A 14,296-nucleotide genomic window follows, 5' to 3' on the forward strand; every position below is an offset into this window, starting at 1 on the left:
CAGTCATGGGTCGCAGGCTCACACGCGTTTGGAGAATTTGGGGTCGAGCACGTCACGCAGGCCGTCGCCCAGCAGGTTGATCGCCAGCACCGTCGGCACCAGGAACAGCGCGGGGAACAGCACGTTGCCCGGGCTCTGCGAGAACTGCACGCGACCTTCGGCCATGATGTTTCCCCAGGTCGGCACGTCCGACGGCAGACCCAGGCCGAGGAAGCTCAGGATGGCCTCGGTCAGCACGGCCGACGCGGCGATGAAGGTGCCCTGCACGATCAGCGGCGCCAGCGCGTTGGGCAGGATGTCGCGCCACAGGATGGTGAAGTCGGGTGTAGCCAGCGCACGCGCCGCCTCGACGAAAGGCTCGTCGCGCAGGCTCATCACCAGCGCGCGCACCAGGCGCGTGACACGCGGCACCTCGGGCACCGCGATCGCGAGGATCACGGTCGACAGGTTGGCACCGAGCACCGCCACAAGCGTGATGGCCAGCAGCACGGCCGGGATGGCCATGACGCCGTCCATCACCCGCATCAGCACCGCGTCGACCGCCCGGAAGTAGCCGGCCAGCATGCCGAGCAGGCAGCCGAAGGCGATGGCGACGAAGGCGGTGAACAGGCCCACCAGCATCGAGATGCGCGTGCCGTAGAGCACGCGGCTCCACACGTCGCGCCCCACGCTGTCGCTGCCCATCCAGAAGGTGTGGGCGATCTGGTTGCCGTCGGGCAGCGTGACCCGGCCCGCGGTGCCAGCGTCCACCGAGATGAAGCTCGGGTCCATCGCCGACGGGTCGAAGGTGCCGAGCCAGGGCGCGCACACGCCCAGCAGCGCCAGCACGGCCAGCACGACGAGGCCACCGCGCACGGCGGTGTTGCGCCAGAGTCTTTGAAGGTTGCTCATGATCAGTAGCGGATGCGCGGGTCGAGGAACAGATAGCTCAGGTCGACCAGCAGGTTGACGCCGACGTAGACGAGCGCGAAGAACAGCACCACGCCCTGCAGCACCGGGAAGTCGCGGTTGAGCACTGCGTCGACCGTGAGCTGGCCCAGGCCGGGAATGGCATACACCGTCTCGGTGACGACCACGCCGCCGAGCAGCAGCGCGGCGCTCACGCCGATCACCGTGACCACCGGCACCGCGGCGTTGCGCAGCGCGTGGTGCATGAGCACCTGCAGCTCGGTGATGCCCTTGGCACGCGCGGTGCGGATGTAGTCCTCGGTCAGCGCCTCGCTCACGGCAGCGCGCGTGACGCGCGAGAGCAGCGCCACGTAGGTGATGGCCAGCGTGAGGCACGGCAGCACCAGTTGGTTGAGCCACGGGCCGACCCCATCGGCGATGCGCCGGTAGCCCTGCACCGGGAACCACTGCAGCTTCATCGCCAGCACATAGATCAGCACGTAGCCGACCACGAACACAGGCACCGAGAAGCCGGCCACCGAGAAGGCCATCACGGCCTTGTCGAGCCAGCCGCCCATGCGCCAGGCCGCCAGCGTGCCCAGCGGCAGCGCGATGAGCACGGCCAGCAGCAGCGTACCGACCGCCAGCGACAGCGTGGGCTCCATGCGCTGGCCGATGAGTTCGGTCACCGGCTTGTTCAGGAAGAAGGAGAAGCCCAGGTCGCCGTGCAGCACGCCGTTGCCCCAGATCGCGAACTGCGTCCACAGCGGCTTCGTCAGGCCGAGCTGCACGCGGATGCGGTCCAGGTCTTCGTTGGTGGCGCTGTTGCCGCCGATGACGGCGGCGGGGTCGCCGGGCGTGAGCCGCACGATCATGAAGATCGCGATGGCGACGACCATCAGCACGGGCAGGGTGGCGAGCAGGCGCTTGCCGAGGAAGGTGAGCATAGGAGGAACTCCGCGGCCGGTCGGCGGCCCTCAAGGCCCCCGCCGATTTCGCTTATTGCTTCTTGATGTTCCAGTACACCTGCGCACCCGCCGGCACCAGGCCGTCGATGTTCTTGCGCACGGCGGCGGGCTGGTTGTACTGGCCGACCGGCACGTGAGTCGCGATCTCGAAGGCGCGCAGTTGGGCCGCAGTGGACAGCTTTTTCTTGTCCGCGTCGGTCTTGGCCTGCGTGAACTGGGCCTTGATCTCTTCGAGCTTGGCGTCCGTCTGCCAGCCGAACCAGCCCTTGTCGCCGGTCGCATTCATCATCGCCATGGTGATCGGGTTGAGAATGTCCGAGGCGGTCCACGAGGTCATGAAGGCGCTCCAGCCGCCGGCCGAGGGCGCGTCCTTCTTGGCGCGGCGAGCCACCAGCGTCGACCAGTCCATGGCCTGCATGTCGACCTTGAAGCCGGCCTGCTCGAGCTGCTGCTTGGCCACCAGCGGCAGCTTGCCGATGGTCGCGTTGTCGGTCGGGCGCATCAGCACCACGGGCTCGCCCTTGTAGCCGGCTTCGGCCAGCAGGGCCTTGGCCTTGGCCGGATCGGCGACACCGGTGTAGTCGCCGGTCTGCTCCGACTCGAACAGCGTGCCGCACGGGAACATGCTCTTGCAGTAGCGCGTGAGGCCCGGCGTGCCCACCTGCGTGCGCAAGAAGGCCTCCTGGCCCAGCGCCAGCATGGCGGCGCGGCGCACCTTCTCGTTGTTGAAGGGCGGCTGCAGGAAGTTGAAGCGCAGGATGAACTGGTTGCCGGCCGGCTGGGCATCGACCAGCTTGACATCGGGGTTGGTGCGCAGCGTGGCGTACTGCTCGAACGCGGGCTGCTCCAGGATGTCGGCCTCGCCGTTGAGTAGCGCATTCATCTGCGTCTGCGCGTCGCGGATGAGCAGCCATTCAACGCGGTCGACGTACACATTCTTGCCGCCGGCCGTGCCCGAGGGCGCTTCGGCGCGCGGCTTGTAGCGAGTGTTCTTGGTGAACACGACGCGCTCGCCAGGGCGGAACTCGTCGGCCTTGAAGACGTACGGGCCGGAGCCGATCGACTCCTTGACCTGCGTGTCGCCGGGGGTGTCGGCCATGCGCTTGGGCATGATGAAGGGCACGTTCGACGACGGCTTGCCCAGCGCTTCGAGCACCAGGCCGAAGGGCTCCTTCAGCACGATCACGAAGGTCTTGGCGTCGGGCGTCTCGTAGCGCTCGGTGTTCTTGGCCAGTTGGGCGCCGAAGGTGTCGCGGCTGGCCCAGCGCTTGATGGAGGCGACCACGTCTTCGCCAGTGACCGGCTTGCCGTCGTGGAACTCAAGGCCGTCGCGCAGCGTGAAGGTCCAGGTCTTGTTGTCGGCGGACACCTTCCACTTGTCGACCATCTGCGGCTTGATGTGGCCTGCGAGGTCGGTCGCGAACAGCGTGTCGTAGACCATGTAGCCGAAGTTGCGCGTCACGTAGGCCGTCGTCCAGATCGGGTCGAGCACGGTGATGTTGCTGCTCGGGATGATCTTGAGGGTGCTGGTCTGCGCCATGGCCGGAGCCATGACCGCGCCCGCGAGCAGGGCGGTGGTGGCCCACTTCGTGAAACGGCGCGACAGGAAACCGGTGGGGCCGACGGGCCCGAGAGAGCGTTGCTGCATGGACGTTGGGGTGTTCAGGTTGATGGGCGCAGCCCGCCCATCAGGGCCGGCGTGCTCTGCATTGGGACTGCAATCGCCTGAAACGCATATATACAGTTCTGTTTTCTGTTGCAGAACAGTTGAGGCAAGATCACTCGATTGGGGCCTGGCCCCGCACACAAACCGTGCATCGACCCGCCACCATGATCGCTATCGACCCCACCCTTTCGACCCCGCTGGTGCGGCAGGTCTACGACGCCTTGCTGCACGACATCTCGTCGAGTGCGATGAAACCGGGCGACAAGCTGCCCTCGGTCCGCGGGCTCGCGGCATCGTGCGGCGTGAGCACCATGACGGTGACCAACGCCTACCAGCGCCTCGTGGCCGAGGGCCATGTCGAGGCGCGCAGCGCGAGCGGCTACTACGTCGCGGCCCCCGAGCGTTCCGGCGCGAGGCGCAAGCCTTTCGCGGGCCGCACCTCGGTCGATTCGCTCTGGCTGCTCAAGCATGTGTACGAGGACGACCGCAGCCTGCTCAACGCCGGCTGCGGCTGGGTGCCGCCGGAGCTGCTGCACACCGAAGGCGTGCGGCGCGCGTTGGCCGCGCTCTCGCGCAAGTCGGCCGCAGGCCTCGCGAACTACGGCAACCCGTACGGCTACCTGCCGCTGCGCCAGCAGATCCAGGTGCTGCTGGCACAGAAGGGCATCGAGGCGCCGCCGCACCAGATCGTGCTGACGCACGGGGCATCGCAGGCGCTCATCCTCGCGGCGCGCTGCCTGCTGCAGCCGCGCGACGTGGTGTTGGTCGACGAGCCCAGTTCGACCAACCTGTTCGCCATGCTGCGCTCGCTCGACCTGAAGCTCGTGGGCATCGAGCGCACCGCGCAGGGCCCTGACCTCGAGGCGCTGCGCACGCTCGCGCAGCGGCACCGCGCCAAGGCCTTCTTCACGACCGCCAATCTGCACAACCCCACTGGCAGCCAATGCAGTCCGGCGGTGGCCTACCAGATGCTGCGACTGGCGGAGCAGCTGGATTTTCATATCGTCGACAACGACGCGATGTCGGGCCTCGAGTCGCCCGGCGCCACCTCGCTGGCAAGCCTCGACCGCCTGCAGCGCGTGATCCATATCGGGAGTTTCTCGAAGACCGTGTCGCCCAGCCTGCGGGTGGGTTTCGTGGCCTGCAGCGAGGAGTTCGCGGAGAAGCTGATCCTTCACAAGATGGTCAATAGCCTCACCACCTCGGAGCTCAACGAGAAGCTCCTGCACGGCGTGCTGGCCGAGGGTCGTTTCCGGGCCCACCTCGCGCAACTGGCCACGCGACTGCGCCAAGCGCAGGAGAAGGTGTGCGACGGGCTGGAGGCGGCCGGCATGCAACTCTTCCTGCGGCCGGCCGGCGGGCCGTTCCTGTGGGCGCGCTTCGAGCGCGACGACGTCGACATGCGCGCGCTCGCGCAGCGCGCCATCGCCGAAGGCTTCCTGCTGGCGCCCGGTGACCTGTTCCGCACCGACCTGCGCCCGACGCCGTGGCTGCGCTTCAACGTGGGCTATGCCGACGATCCCCGGCTCTACCGGTACCTCGCGGCGGAAGGCGGGCGCTCCCGCTCGCCGCGGACGCCGGCCCGCTGAGCAGGCCGCCAGTCATTGGCGCCTAAACTGCAAAGCCCGAGGCCCGGATACACCGGCTCGGGCTTTTTGTTGATCTGGAGACAACGCGTTGAGCGACACCACTTTCGACTACATCGTCATCGGCGGCGGCACCGCGGGGGCGCTGATGTGCAACCGATTGACCCGGGATTCGCAGAAGCGCACGCTGCTGATCGAGGCCGGCCGCAAGGACGACTACCACTGGATCCACATCCCGGTCGGGTATCTCTACTGCATCGGCAACCCGCGCACCGACTGGCTCTACAGCACCGAGCCCGATGCCGGGCTCAACGGCCGCACGCTGCGCTATCCGCGGGGCAAGACACTGGGCGGCTGCTCCAGCATCAACGGCATGATCTACATGCGCGGCCAGGCACGCGACTACGACCAGTGGGCGGCCCTCACCGGCGACGACGAATGGCGCTGGCAGAACGTGCTGCCCGCTTTCAAGCAGCACGAAGACTATTACCTCGGTGCCGATGAAATGCACGGCGCCGGCGGCGAGTGGCGGGTCGAGAAGCAGCGCCTGCGCTGGGACATCCTCGACGCGTTCGCGCTGGCGGCGCAGGAAGCGGGCATTCCGCATTCGAGCGATTTCAACCGTGGCAACAACGAAGGCGTGGGCTACTTCCAGGTCAATCAGAAAGACGGCTGGCGCTGGAATACGGCCAAGGCCTTCCTGCGCCCGACCTGCTACGGCCGGCCCAACTTCGAGATGTGGGTCAACGCCCATGTCACCAAGCTGATCGTCGAAACACAGCCCGACGGCACGCAGCGCTGCACCGGCGTGCAGGTGTGGGACGGCCACGAGATGGTCACCGCACATGCGACGCGCGAAGTGGTTCTCTGCGGCGGCAGCATCGGCTCGCCGCAGCTGCTGCAGTTGTCGGGAATCGGCCCGGCCGACCTGCTGCAACAGCACGGCATTCCGCTGGTCGCTGACCTGCCCGGCGTCGGCGCCAACCTGCAGGATCACCTGCAGATCCGCGCCGTGTTCAAGATCGACGGCGCGCCGACGCTCAACGTGCTGGCCTCATCGAAGCTCGGCAAGGCGAAGATCGGCCTCGAGTATTTGATGAAGCGAACCGGCCCGATGAGCATGGCGCCGTCGCAGCTCGGCGCCTTCACGCGCAGCTCGCCCGATCATGAGCACCCGAACCTCGAGTACCACGTGCAGCCGCTGTCGCTCGACGCCTTCGGGGAGCCGCTGCACAGCTTTCCGGCCTTCACCGCGAGCGTGTGCAACCTCAACCCGACCAGCCGCGGCACGGTGCGCATCAAGAGCAGCCGCTATCAGGATGCCCCGGCCATCGCACCCAACTACCTGAGCACCGCCGAAGACCGCAAGGTTGCGGCCGACTCGCTGCGCGTGACACGCCACATCGCGGCCCAGCCCGCGCTGGCCAGGTACAAGCCCGAAGAATGGAAGCCGGGCGTGCAGTACCAGAGCGACGAAGAACTCGCGCGCCTGGCCGGCGACATCGCCACCACGATCTTCCATCCGGTCGGCACCACCAAGATGGGCGCCGACAACGACCCCATGGCAGTGCTCGATTCGCGCTTGCGCGTGCGCGGCATCCAGGGACTGCGCGTGGTCGACGCCGGCGCGATGCCGACCATCACCAGCGGCAACACCAATAGCCCGACCTTGATGATGGCCGAGAAGGCGGCCGCATGGATTCGGGCCGACGCCAAGCGCACGACGGGCGCCGCCAGCTAACTTTTAGAAACAAATTTATTCTGCGCGGACGGGAGTGGAACGGGTATCCCCCAATGCACTGCGACGGTGCGGCCCCTACAGTCTCGCCACTCGCAACGGGCCATGCCCGTCAGGGCGGGGCCGAGGAGACAAAACTTCGCGAACAAATAGAACGATTCCAAAGGCATCCACTCACGAGATGCCCACTTCCTTTAAAAAGCGCCGCTGGTCGGCGCTTTTTTTATGGCGGATCGTGCTGCAGCATTGGCCAGCCGGGCATTTATAGCTATCGATTTGATAGCAAACTCCGATGCGAGAATGGCCGCCATGGAAATGTTGGTGGTGACGGGCGCCTCGCTGCTCGGGGGCTTTGTCGATTCGATCGTGGGCGGCGGCGGACTCATTCTGGTGCCCGCGCTGTTCGCCACGTTCCCGGGCGCGCCACCCGCCACGCTCCTGGGCACCAACAAGAGCGCCTCGATCTGGGGCACCGCCGCATCGGCTGCGCAGTTCAGCCGGCGCGTGCAGATCCAGTGGTCGGCCCTGCTGCCGGCCGCAGCCGTCGGTTTTGCAGGTTCGATGGCGGGCGCCTGGGCCGTGACGGTGTTTCCGGGCGAATTCCTGCGCCGCGCCCTGCCCTTCATCCTGCTGGCCGTGCTGGGCTACACGCTGGCGCGCAAGGACATGGGCCGCCACCATGTGCCTCGCTTCATCGGACGCCACGAAACGCTGGCCGCCTGCACCGTCGGGCTGCTGATCGGCCTGTACGACGGCTTCTTCGGCCCCGGCGCCGGCAGCTTCCTCGTGTTCCTGTTCGTGCGCTGGCTCGGCTACGACTTCCTGAACGCGTCGGCCTCGGCCAAGCTGATCAATGTGGCCACCAACCTCGCCGCCCTGCTGCTGCTGGCGGCCAAGGGCCACGTCTGGTGGCACTACGGGCTGGTGATGGCGGTCGCCAATGTGGCCGGCAGCGTGCTGGGCACCCGCGTCGCGCTCAAGCACGGCGCGGGCTTCGTGCGCGGCGTGTTCATCGTGGTCGTGAGCGCCCTCATTCTCAAGACCGGCTACGACGCGTTCCTGCGGTGAGCGGGGCCGCCGGTCAGTGGACCAGCTTGCCGCCGTCGCCGAACATCGCGAAGTCCACGTAGCGCGAGGCGGTCTGGCCCTTGGTGCTGAAGTCGAGCAGGTAACCACCGACGTCGACGGCCTTCGACGAGGCCAGCGCGGTGGCGATCCCGGCCGCGTTGAGGGGGCTGGCCCCCTCCATCACCTTGACCAGCGCCTTGGCGGCGATGAAGCCCTCCATCGAGCGCGCCGACAGATCCGCGTCGCTGGAGGCCTGGCGCAGCTGCTGGTACTCGCGTGCGACGGTGCTGCGGTCGCCCCCCTGCGGCAGAACGACCGAGAAAGCGTAGCCGCGCGCGCGCTCGGGCCCGAGCGCCTTGAGCAGCGCGTCGGTGTCGATGATCGACATGCCGTAGACCATGCTGCCGGCCCCGCCTGCGGTCACGTACTGCTTGACGAACTCGATGCCGGCCGCCGTGGTCGCACCCAGAAAGACCACCTGCACCTTGGCCTTGGCGATCTCGGCCACGGCCTTCTCGACAGCGACGGTGTTGCGAGGGTAGCCGGCACGCACCACCAGCTGCATGCCGTAGCGCTTGGCGGCCGCCTCGGCGCCGGCCAGCACGTCGCGGCCCAGGCTGTCGTCCTGGAACAGCAGGCCGACGCGCTGCACGCCCACGCCAGAGAGCTGGCTGAACAGCCGCGCCACCTCGTCCTGGTAGCTCGCCTTCACCACATGCATGCCCGGCGCCTGTGCCACGCTGCTGGCGCCCGAGACGGCGCCGATCAACGCGATCTTCTGCTGCGCCAGCACGCCATCCTTGGCGATGGCTTCGAGGTTGGCGGTGCCCACCGTTCCGATCAGGGCGACCGGCGTTTCGGCCGCGATGATCTCGCGGGTCAGCCGCACGCTCTCCTCCACCTTTTGCGCATCGTCGCGCGTCACGAACTTGATCGGCCGCCCGCGCACACCGCCCTTGGCATTGACGGCATCGAAGTACAGCTTGGCGCCGGCGTGGATGGCCCGGCCCGTGACTGCCTGCGAGCCCGTGAAAGGCGCGACCTGGCCGATGACGATGGGCTCGCCAGCGGCCACCGCATTCCAGTGCACGCCCGCCAGCAAAAAAGCGGCCGCGCATGCGCGACGCCATCCCCCGAGCCGATATCCCTCTTGCTTCCCCATGTCCGTGACCTTTCCGGCGCGCTTCGCCGCCATCGTTCTCTGTAACGATTGTTTACAAAAACCGGAAGCGTACAGATTGAGAGGTAACCCTCGCAAATCAAGGGTTAACCCGTAGTCACCTGTGTGGCCGGCACGCGACGGCAGGTCGATCAGTCACCTGAAAGCCCAAGGAGTTCACGAAAACTTTTGTCTACATCCGGCGAACCGGATCGATCATGGAGGCTCCTTGAAAGGAATCCCCATGCGCAGCCAGCACAGCCCGACCGGCACGCCCGCCTCCGCGCCGCCGCGACCGGCCATGGTGACAGCCGTGACGCGTCATTTCGGGGTTCTTTCGCAGCGCCGGAACCGCCTCAACGCGCAGGTGCAGCAGGAGCGGCTCAGCCGCCTCGATCCCGATCAACGGGTGCGCGAAACCGGCGAGTGGTGAGCTGATTCAGGGCGCGGTTGCAGGCGTCGTCACCGGCGCCGGCCAGGCCGCTTCGCTCGCCAGCCGCGGCTTGCCGATCGGCGCGGTGGCCTTGCCCACCTTGATCGCCGCCATGTCGGCCTCGCTCGGATACTGGCCGAGCAGCCAGTAGTCGAACACACGCCGCGCGATCGGCGCAGCGGCACCGGCGCCCCACCCCGCGTTCTCCACGATCACCGCCAATGCGATCTTCGGGTCGTTGGCCGGTGCGAACGCCATGAAGAGTGCGTGGTCGCGCTGGTGCTCTTCGAGCGCGCGGGCGTTGTACTTGGTGTTCTGCGCCTGGCTGACCGCCTGCGCGGTGCCGGTCTTGCCGGCGGCGGTGTACGGCGCGCCGGCGAACACGCCGCGCGCGGTGCCGGCGGTGATCACCGCCTGCAACCCCTCGCGCACCACCGCCACGTTGGCCGGCGCAAAGCCGAGGTCGACGACTGGCGGTTGCGCGACCGGCACGGCCTTGCCGCTGACCGCGTCGCGCGTCGCGAGCACCAGGTGCGGCCGGTGCTTGAGGCCGCCGTCGGCCACGATGGCTGTCGCCTGGGCCAGCTGCAGCATGGTGAAGCTGTTGTAGCCCTGCCCGATGCCGAGCGAAATGGTTTCGCCCGCGTACCATTTCTTCGCCTCGGGCCGCTTGTAGGCGTTGCGTTTCCACTCGGTGCTCGGCAACACGCCGCGCAACTCGCCGCCGAGGTCGATGCCGGTGATCTGGCCAAAGCCCATCGGCTTCATGAAGTCGTGGATCAGATCCACGCCCATCTCGTTGGCCAGCGAGTAGTAGTAGATGTTGCTCGACAGCTGGATCGAGCGGCGCATGTCGACGCCACCGATGTTGCCCTCGGGGCTGCCGAAGCGATGCCCGCCGAAATTGAAATACCCGGGGTCGTTGACGACCACGTTCGGCCCGCGCTTGCCGGTTTGCAGGGCTGCCATCGCCATGAAAGGCTTGTAGGTCGAGCCCGGCGGGTAGGTGCCCCGCAGCGCGCGGTTCAGCAGCGGCTTGTCGAGCGATTCGCTGAGTTCCTTCCAGCTTTCGCTGTCGATGCCCTCGACGAACAGGTTGGGGTCGAAGGTCGGCTTGCTCACGAAGGCCAGCACCTCGCCGGTCTTGGGATCGATCGCGACCAGCGCGCCGCGGCGCTCGCCGTACATGTCCTCGACCAGCTTCTGCAGCTTGATGTCGAGCGACAGCATCACCGTGTTGCCCGGCGTGGCCGGATGGCCGGCGAGGCGCCGCACCGCGCGGCCGCCGGCCGAGGTTTCCATCTGCTCGACGCCGGTCTGGCCATGCAGCGTCTTCTCGTAGCTTTGTTCGATGCCGAGCTTGCCGATGTACTCGGTGCCCTTGTAGTTGGCGAAGTCCTCGTCCTCCCACTCCTCCATCGCGGCTTTTTCGGTCTGGTTGATGCGACCGATGTAGCCGAGCACATGGCTCGCGATTTCACCGTGGGGGTAGTTGCGGAACAGCCGCGCCTTGATCTCGACACCCGGGAAGCGGTAGCGCTGCGCCGCGAAGCGGGCCACCTCCTCGTCGCTCAGGCGGGTGCGGATCGGGATCGAGTCGAAGTTGCGCGAGTCCTCGCGCAGCCGCTTGAAGCGCCGGCGATCGCGCGGCGTCACTTCGAGCACCTCGGTCAGGCCGTCGATGGTCTGCTCGACATCGCCGGCTTTCGAAGGCGTGATTTCCAGCGTGTAGGCCGAATAGTTCGAGGCCAGCGTGATGCCGTTGCGATCCAGGATCAAGCCGCGGTTCGGCACCACCGGCACGATCGCGGTGCGGTTGTTCTCGGCCTGTTCGGCCAGGTCTTCGTGGCGCACCACCTGCAGGTAGACCAGCCGCATGCACAGCAGGCTGAAGGCTGTCAGCACGACGAGGCCGATCACGATCACGCGGCGCTTGAAGCGCGCGAGGTCGGCGGCGACGTTGCGGATCTCGGTCATCGGGGCTGGAGCTTAGGCTTCCGGGTGTTCAATGGCAATCGGGTGGCAGCGCCCGCCCGGCCTGCGCTCCACGCTATGGCTTTGGTAGCACCTGGCATCACAGCGGCCGATTGGCGTCGGGCTCGGGCGTGCGTTTCTGCGGGGCCAGCAGCAGCAGGCTGGCCAGCGGCCAGAGTGCGGTTTCGAGCGCCGGCGCCAGCAGCAGGTTCCAGCCCGGGAACAAGCCGCCGCCGACCATGCGGATCGCCAGTTCGATCAGGTGCGACAGCGCGAACAGCGGCAGCAGCTGCAATGCCTGCGACACCACCGGGTACCAGAGCAGGCGGCGGTGGATCATGATCGCCAGGAATCCGAGCGTGGTGTACGACAGCGCGTGCTGTCCGAGCATGGCCGACTGGTGCACGTCCATGCACAAGCCGAACACGAACGCCACGCCGATGCCGATGCGGGTGGGCTGGTGCACGCTCCAGAACACGATGGCCAACGCCAGCACGTCGGGCATCCAGGCGATGCGGCCGAGCGGCAGCATGTCGATCACCAGCGCAAGAAACAGGCTGCCCCACATGAAGAGCGGGCTGACGGGGAGCAGCAGCTGCTGTTGACCAGGACGCATGATCATCGTGCTGCCGCGCCTTTCTTGTCAGCCTTGTCAGCCTTGTCTTTTTCGGCCTTGTCGGTCTTGTCCTTGACTGCCTTTTCCTTGTCGGCCTTCTTCTTCGCGGTGGCCGTGGGCGCCGCAGCCGGTGCCGCAGGGCGCGGCGCGGAGCGCGCGCTCAACGGCGACAGCACCATCACGTAGCGCGCGGCCGTCACGCCGGCCAGCGGCACGCAATGGATGCGCGCAAAGGCCGAATCGGCCCGGCGCTCGATACGGTCGATCTTGGCGACCGGCAGTCCCGGCGGGTAGACGCCATCCACCCCGCTGGTGGTGAGCAGGTCGCCTTCCTGCACATCGGAGTTGGCCTGCATGAAGCGCAGTTCGAGCCCGCCGCCGTGGGCGTTGGCCTCGCCGAACGCCACGCTGCGCGCACCGGTACGGCCGTTCTGCACCGGAATGGAAAGGTCGCGGTCGATCACCAGCGTCACCTCGCTGGTGAAGGGTTGCACCTGCGTCACCTGCCCGAGCACGCCGTGCTCGTCGATCACGGGCGACCCGGCCGCGATGCCTTGTGTCATGCCCTGGTCGAGGATCAGCTTGCGGGTGTAAGGGTCGGCCGCGTCGTACAGCACCTCGGCAACGCGTCCCGGCGTGTCGGTGGTGGCACGCAGGTCGAGCATCGCGCGCAGCCGCGTGTTCTCCTGCGCCAGCGCGTCGGCCTGGCCAGCGCGCTCGGACTGCAGCGCCAGCGCACGGCGCGCGTCGGCTTCGTTGCGTTGGGCCACCTGCAGGTCTTCGAAATAGCGGGTGCCGCCGAGGGCCATCTGCACCGGCTTCAGCGCGATCCACTGCACCGGGTACAGCACCGCGCCGACGGCGGCGCGCACCGGGCGCACGATGTCGAAGCGCGCATCCGCCACCATCAGGAACAGCGACAGCGCGCTGAAGAAGATCAGCTTGCTGAGCGCCGACGGCCCCTGGTTGAAGAGGGGCGGGGCGGTGCGGTCAACGGTGCCGAGCGGCATGGTGCGGTTTTACGCCAGAAACACCTGAATTTTTGTGAGGTGCCGCGGAACCGGCTTTGCCGGGCCGCTGGCGCCGCCCCCGGCAGGGGGTGGGCGAAGCGGACACGAAGTGCCGCGCAGCCTGGGGGTGAGCTTATTCCGAGGTAAAGATGCTTCCGAGCCGATCCATGCGCTCCAGCGCGATGCCGCAGCCGCGCACCACGCAGGTCAGCGGGTCTTCGGCCACCAGCACCGGCAGGCCGGTTTCCTCGGCCAGCAGGCGATCGAGGTCACGCAGCAGCGCGCCGCCGCCGGTCAGCATCATTCCGCGGTCGGCGATGTCGGCGCCCAGCTCGGGCGGCGTCTGCTCGAGCGCGTTCTTGACGGCCGAAACGATGTTGTTGAGCGGGTCGGTCAGGGCTTCCAGCACTTCGTTGGAGCTGATCGTGAAGCTGCGCGGCACGCCTTCGCTGAGGTTGCGGCCCTTGACTTCCATCTCCTTGACTTCGGAGCCCGGAAAGGCCGAGCCGATGGTCTTCTTGATGACTTCGGCCGTCGGCTCGCCGATCAGCATGCCGTAGTTGCGGCGGATGTAGTTGATGATGGCTTCGTCGAAGCGGTCGCCACCGACGCGCACGCTGCCCTTGTAGACCATGCCGCCGAGGCTGATGACGCCCACTTCGGTGGTGCCGCCGCCGATGTCGACCACCATCGACCCGGAGGCTTCCGACACCGGCAGGCCGGCGCCGATCGCGGCGGCCATCGGTTCTTCGATCAGGTAGACCGACGTGGCGCCGGCTGCTTCGGCCGCGTCCTTGATGGCACGGCGCTCGACCTGGGTGGAGCCGCAGGGCACGCAGATGATGATGCGCGGGCTCGGCGTGAGCATCGAGCGCGGGTGCACCATCTTGATGAACTGCTTGATCATCTGCTCGGTGATCACGAAGTCGGCAATGACGCCGTCCTTCATCGGGCGGATCGCCTCGATGTTGCCGGGCACCTTGCCGAGCATGGCCTTGGCCTCGCGGCCCACAGCCTGGATCACCTTCTTGCCGTGGGGGCCGCCTTCGTGGCGGATCGCCACGACCGACGGTTCGTCGAGCACGATGCCTTTGCCGCGGGCAAAGATCAGGGTGTTGGCGGTGCCGAGGTCAATGGCGAGGTCGGTCGAAAAGTACCGACGGAAAGCTCCAAACATGTGTGGAATCCTC

Annotated in this window: 12 protein-coding genes; 4 read left to right on the forward strand and 8 right to left on the reverse strand. The window is 67.2% G+C overall.

Annotated elements, in window-relative coordinates; translation table 11 throughout:
• Positions 1-18 precede the first annotated feature (18 nt).
• From QTI05_RS07770 to QTI05_RS07780, 3 genes are read right to left on the reverse strand one after another with little or no spacing between them, the layout of a single operon-like run.
• The gene (locus tag QTI05_RS07770) at positions 19-891 is read right to left on the reverse strand and encodes an ABC transporter permease (protein WP_286623735.1); all 873 of its coding nucleotides are present in this window, start codon (positions 889-891) and stop codon (positions 19-21) included.
• 2 nt (positions 892-893) lie between these two features.
• On the reverse strand, positions 894-1,835 hold the full coding sequence (locus tag QTI05_RS07775; protein ID WP_286623736.1) for an ABC transporter permease: 942 nt from the start codon (positions 1,833-1,835) through the stop codon (positions 894-896).
• 52 nt (positions 1,836-1,887) lie between these two features.
• Positions 1,888-3,504, reverse strand: a complete 1,617-nt coding sequence (locus QTI05_RS07780) for an ABC transporter substrate-binding protein (protein ID WP_286623738.1) — start codon at positions 3,502-3,504, stop codon at positions 1,888-1,890.
• A 182-nt stretch (positions 3,505-3,686) separates the two neighbouring features.
• On the opposite strand from QTI05_RS07780, the gene QTI05_RS07785 reads away from it, so the two are divergent.
• The 3 genes from QTI05_RS07785 to QTI05_RS07795 all read left to right on the forward strand — a co-directional run bounded on the left by QTI05_RS07785 (position 3,687) and on the right by QTI05_RS07795 (position 7,914).
• Positions 3,687-5,111, forward strand: a complete 1,425-nt coding sequence (locus tag QTI05_RS07785; protein WP_286623739.1) for an aminotransferase-like domain-containing protein — start codon at positions 3,687-3,689, stop codon at positions 5,109-5,111.
• An 88-nt stretch (positions 5,112-5,199) separates the two neighbouring features.
• Complete coding sequence (locus QTI05_RS07790; RefSeq protein ID WP_286623740.1) at positions 5,200-6,849, forward strand: GMC family oxidoreductase; 1,650 nt, start codon at positions 5,200-5,202, stop codon at positions 6,847-6,849.
• 306 nt (positions 6,850-7,155) lie between these two features.
• The gene (locus QTI05_RS07795) at positions 7,156-7,914 is read left to right on the forward strand and encodes a sulfite exporter TauE/SafE family protein (RefSeq protein ID WP_286540946.1); all 759 of its coding nucleotides are present in this window, start codon (positions 7,156-7,158) and stop codon (positions 7,912-7,914) included.
• Between the two features lie 13 nt (positions 7,915-7,927).
• Here QTI05_RS07795 and QTI05_RS07800 read toward each other — a convergent pair whose 3' ends face one another.
• Positions 7,928-9,004 (reverse strand): ABC transporter substrate-binding protein, encoded by a 1,077-nt coding sequence (locus QTI05_RS07800; RefSeq protein WP_286623741.1) that lies wholly within the window; start codon positions 9,002-9,004, stop codon positions 7,928-7,930.
• Between the two features lie 313 nt (positions 9,005-9,317).
• On the opposite strand from QTI05_RS07800, the gene QTI05_RS07805 reads away from it, so the two are divergent.
• Positions 9,318-9,506, forward strand: a complete 189-nt coding sequence (locus tag QTI05_RS07805; RefSeq protein ID WP_286623742.1) for a short-chain dehydrogenase — start codon at positions 9,318-9,320, stop codon at positions 9,504-9,506.
• 6 nt (positions 9,507-9,512) lie between these two features.
• Here QTI05_RS07805 and mrdA read toward each other — a convergent pair whose 3' ends face one another.
• The 4 genes from mrdA to QTI05_RS07825 form a co-directional block, all read right to left on the reverse strand.
• Positions 9,513-11,483, reverse strand: a complete 1,971-nt coding sequence (mrdA, locus tag QTI05_RS07810; RefSeq protein WP_286623743.1) for a penicillin-binding protein 2 — start codon at positions 11,481-11,483, stop codon at positions 9,513-9,515.
• 97 nt (positions 11,484-11,580) lie between these two features.
• Positions 11,581-12,102 carry a rod shape-determining protein MreD gene (gene mreD, locus QTI05_RS07815; RefSeq protein WP_286540941.1) on the reverse strand — a complete coding sequence of 174 codons (522 nt, stop codon included), beginning with the start codon at positions 12,100-12,102 and terminating at the stop codon, positions 11,581-11,583.
• The gene (gene mreC / locus QTI05_RS07820) at positions 12,099-13,106 is read right to left on the reverse strand and encodes a rod shape-determining protein MreC (protein WP_286623744.1); all 1,008 of its coding nucleotides are present in this window, start codon (positions 13,104-13,106) and stop codon (positions 12,099-12,101) included. The genes mreD and mreC overlap by 4 nt, the downstream gene beginning before the upstream one ends.
• Before the next feature lie 133 nt (positions 13,107-13,239).
• Complete coding sequence (locus QTI05_RS07825; RefSeq protein ID WP_286540939.1) at positions 13,240-14,283, reverse strand: rod shape-determining protein; 1,044 nt, start codon at positions 14,281-14,283, stop codon at positions 13,240-13,242.
• Between the last annotated feature and the right edge of the window lie 13 nt (positions 14,284-14,296).

The sequence above is a fragment of the Variovorax fucosicus genome, from assembly GCF_030316825.1.
In the GTDB taxonomy this organism is placed as follows: Bacteria; Pseudomonadota; Gammaproteobacteria; order Burkholderiales; family Burkholderiaceae_C; genus Variovorax; species Variovorax fucosicus.

Excerpts from the sequence above, each read along its gene's own strand:
- QTI05_RS07770 (WP_286623735.1), bottom strand. The coding sequence starts at position 891 with ATGAGCAACCTTCAAAGACTCTGGCGCAACACCGCCGTGCGCGGTGGC.
- QTI05_RS07775 (WP_286623736.1), bottom strand. The coding sequence starts at position 1,835 with ATGCTCACCTTCCTCGGCAAGCGCCTGCTCGCCACCCTGCCCGTGCTG.
- QTI05_RS07780 (WP_286623738.1), bottom strand. The coding sequence starts at position 3,504 with ATGCAGCAACGCTCTCTCGGGCCCGTCGGCCCCACCGGTTTCCTGTCG.
- QTI05_RS07785 (WP_286623739.1), top strand. The coding sequence starts at position 3,687 with ATGATCGCTATCGACCCCACCCTTTCGACCCCGCTGGTGCGGCAGGTC.
- QTI05_RS07795 (WP_286540946.1), top strand. The coding sequence starts at position 7,156 with ATGGAAATGTTGGTGGTGACGGGCGCCTCGCTGCTCGGGGGCTTTGTC.
- QTI05_RS07805 (WP_286623742.1), top strand. The coding sequence starts at position 9,318 with ATGCGCAGCCAGCACAGCCCGACCGGCACGCCCGCCTCCGCGCCGCCG.
- mrdA (WP_286623743.1), bottom strand. The coding sequence starts at position 11,483 with ATGACCGAGATCCGCAACGTCGCCGCCGACCTCGCGCGCTTCAAGCGC.
- mreD (WP_286540941.1), bottom strand. The coding sequence starts at position 12,102 with ATGATCATGCGTCCTGGTCAACAGCAGCTGCTGCTCCCCGTCAGCCCG.
- mreC (WP_286623744.1), bottom strand. The coding sequence starts at position 13,106 with ATGCCGCTCGGCACCGTTGACCGCACCGCCCCGCCCCTCTTCAACCAG.
- QTI05_RS07825 (WP_286540939.1), bottom strand. The coding sequence starts at position 14,283 with ATGTTTGGAGCTTTCCGTCGGTACTTTTCGACCGACCTCGCCATTGAC.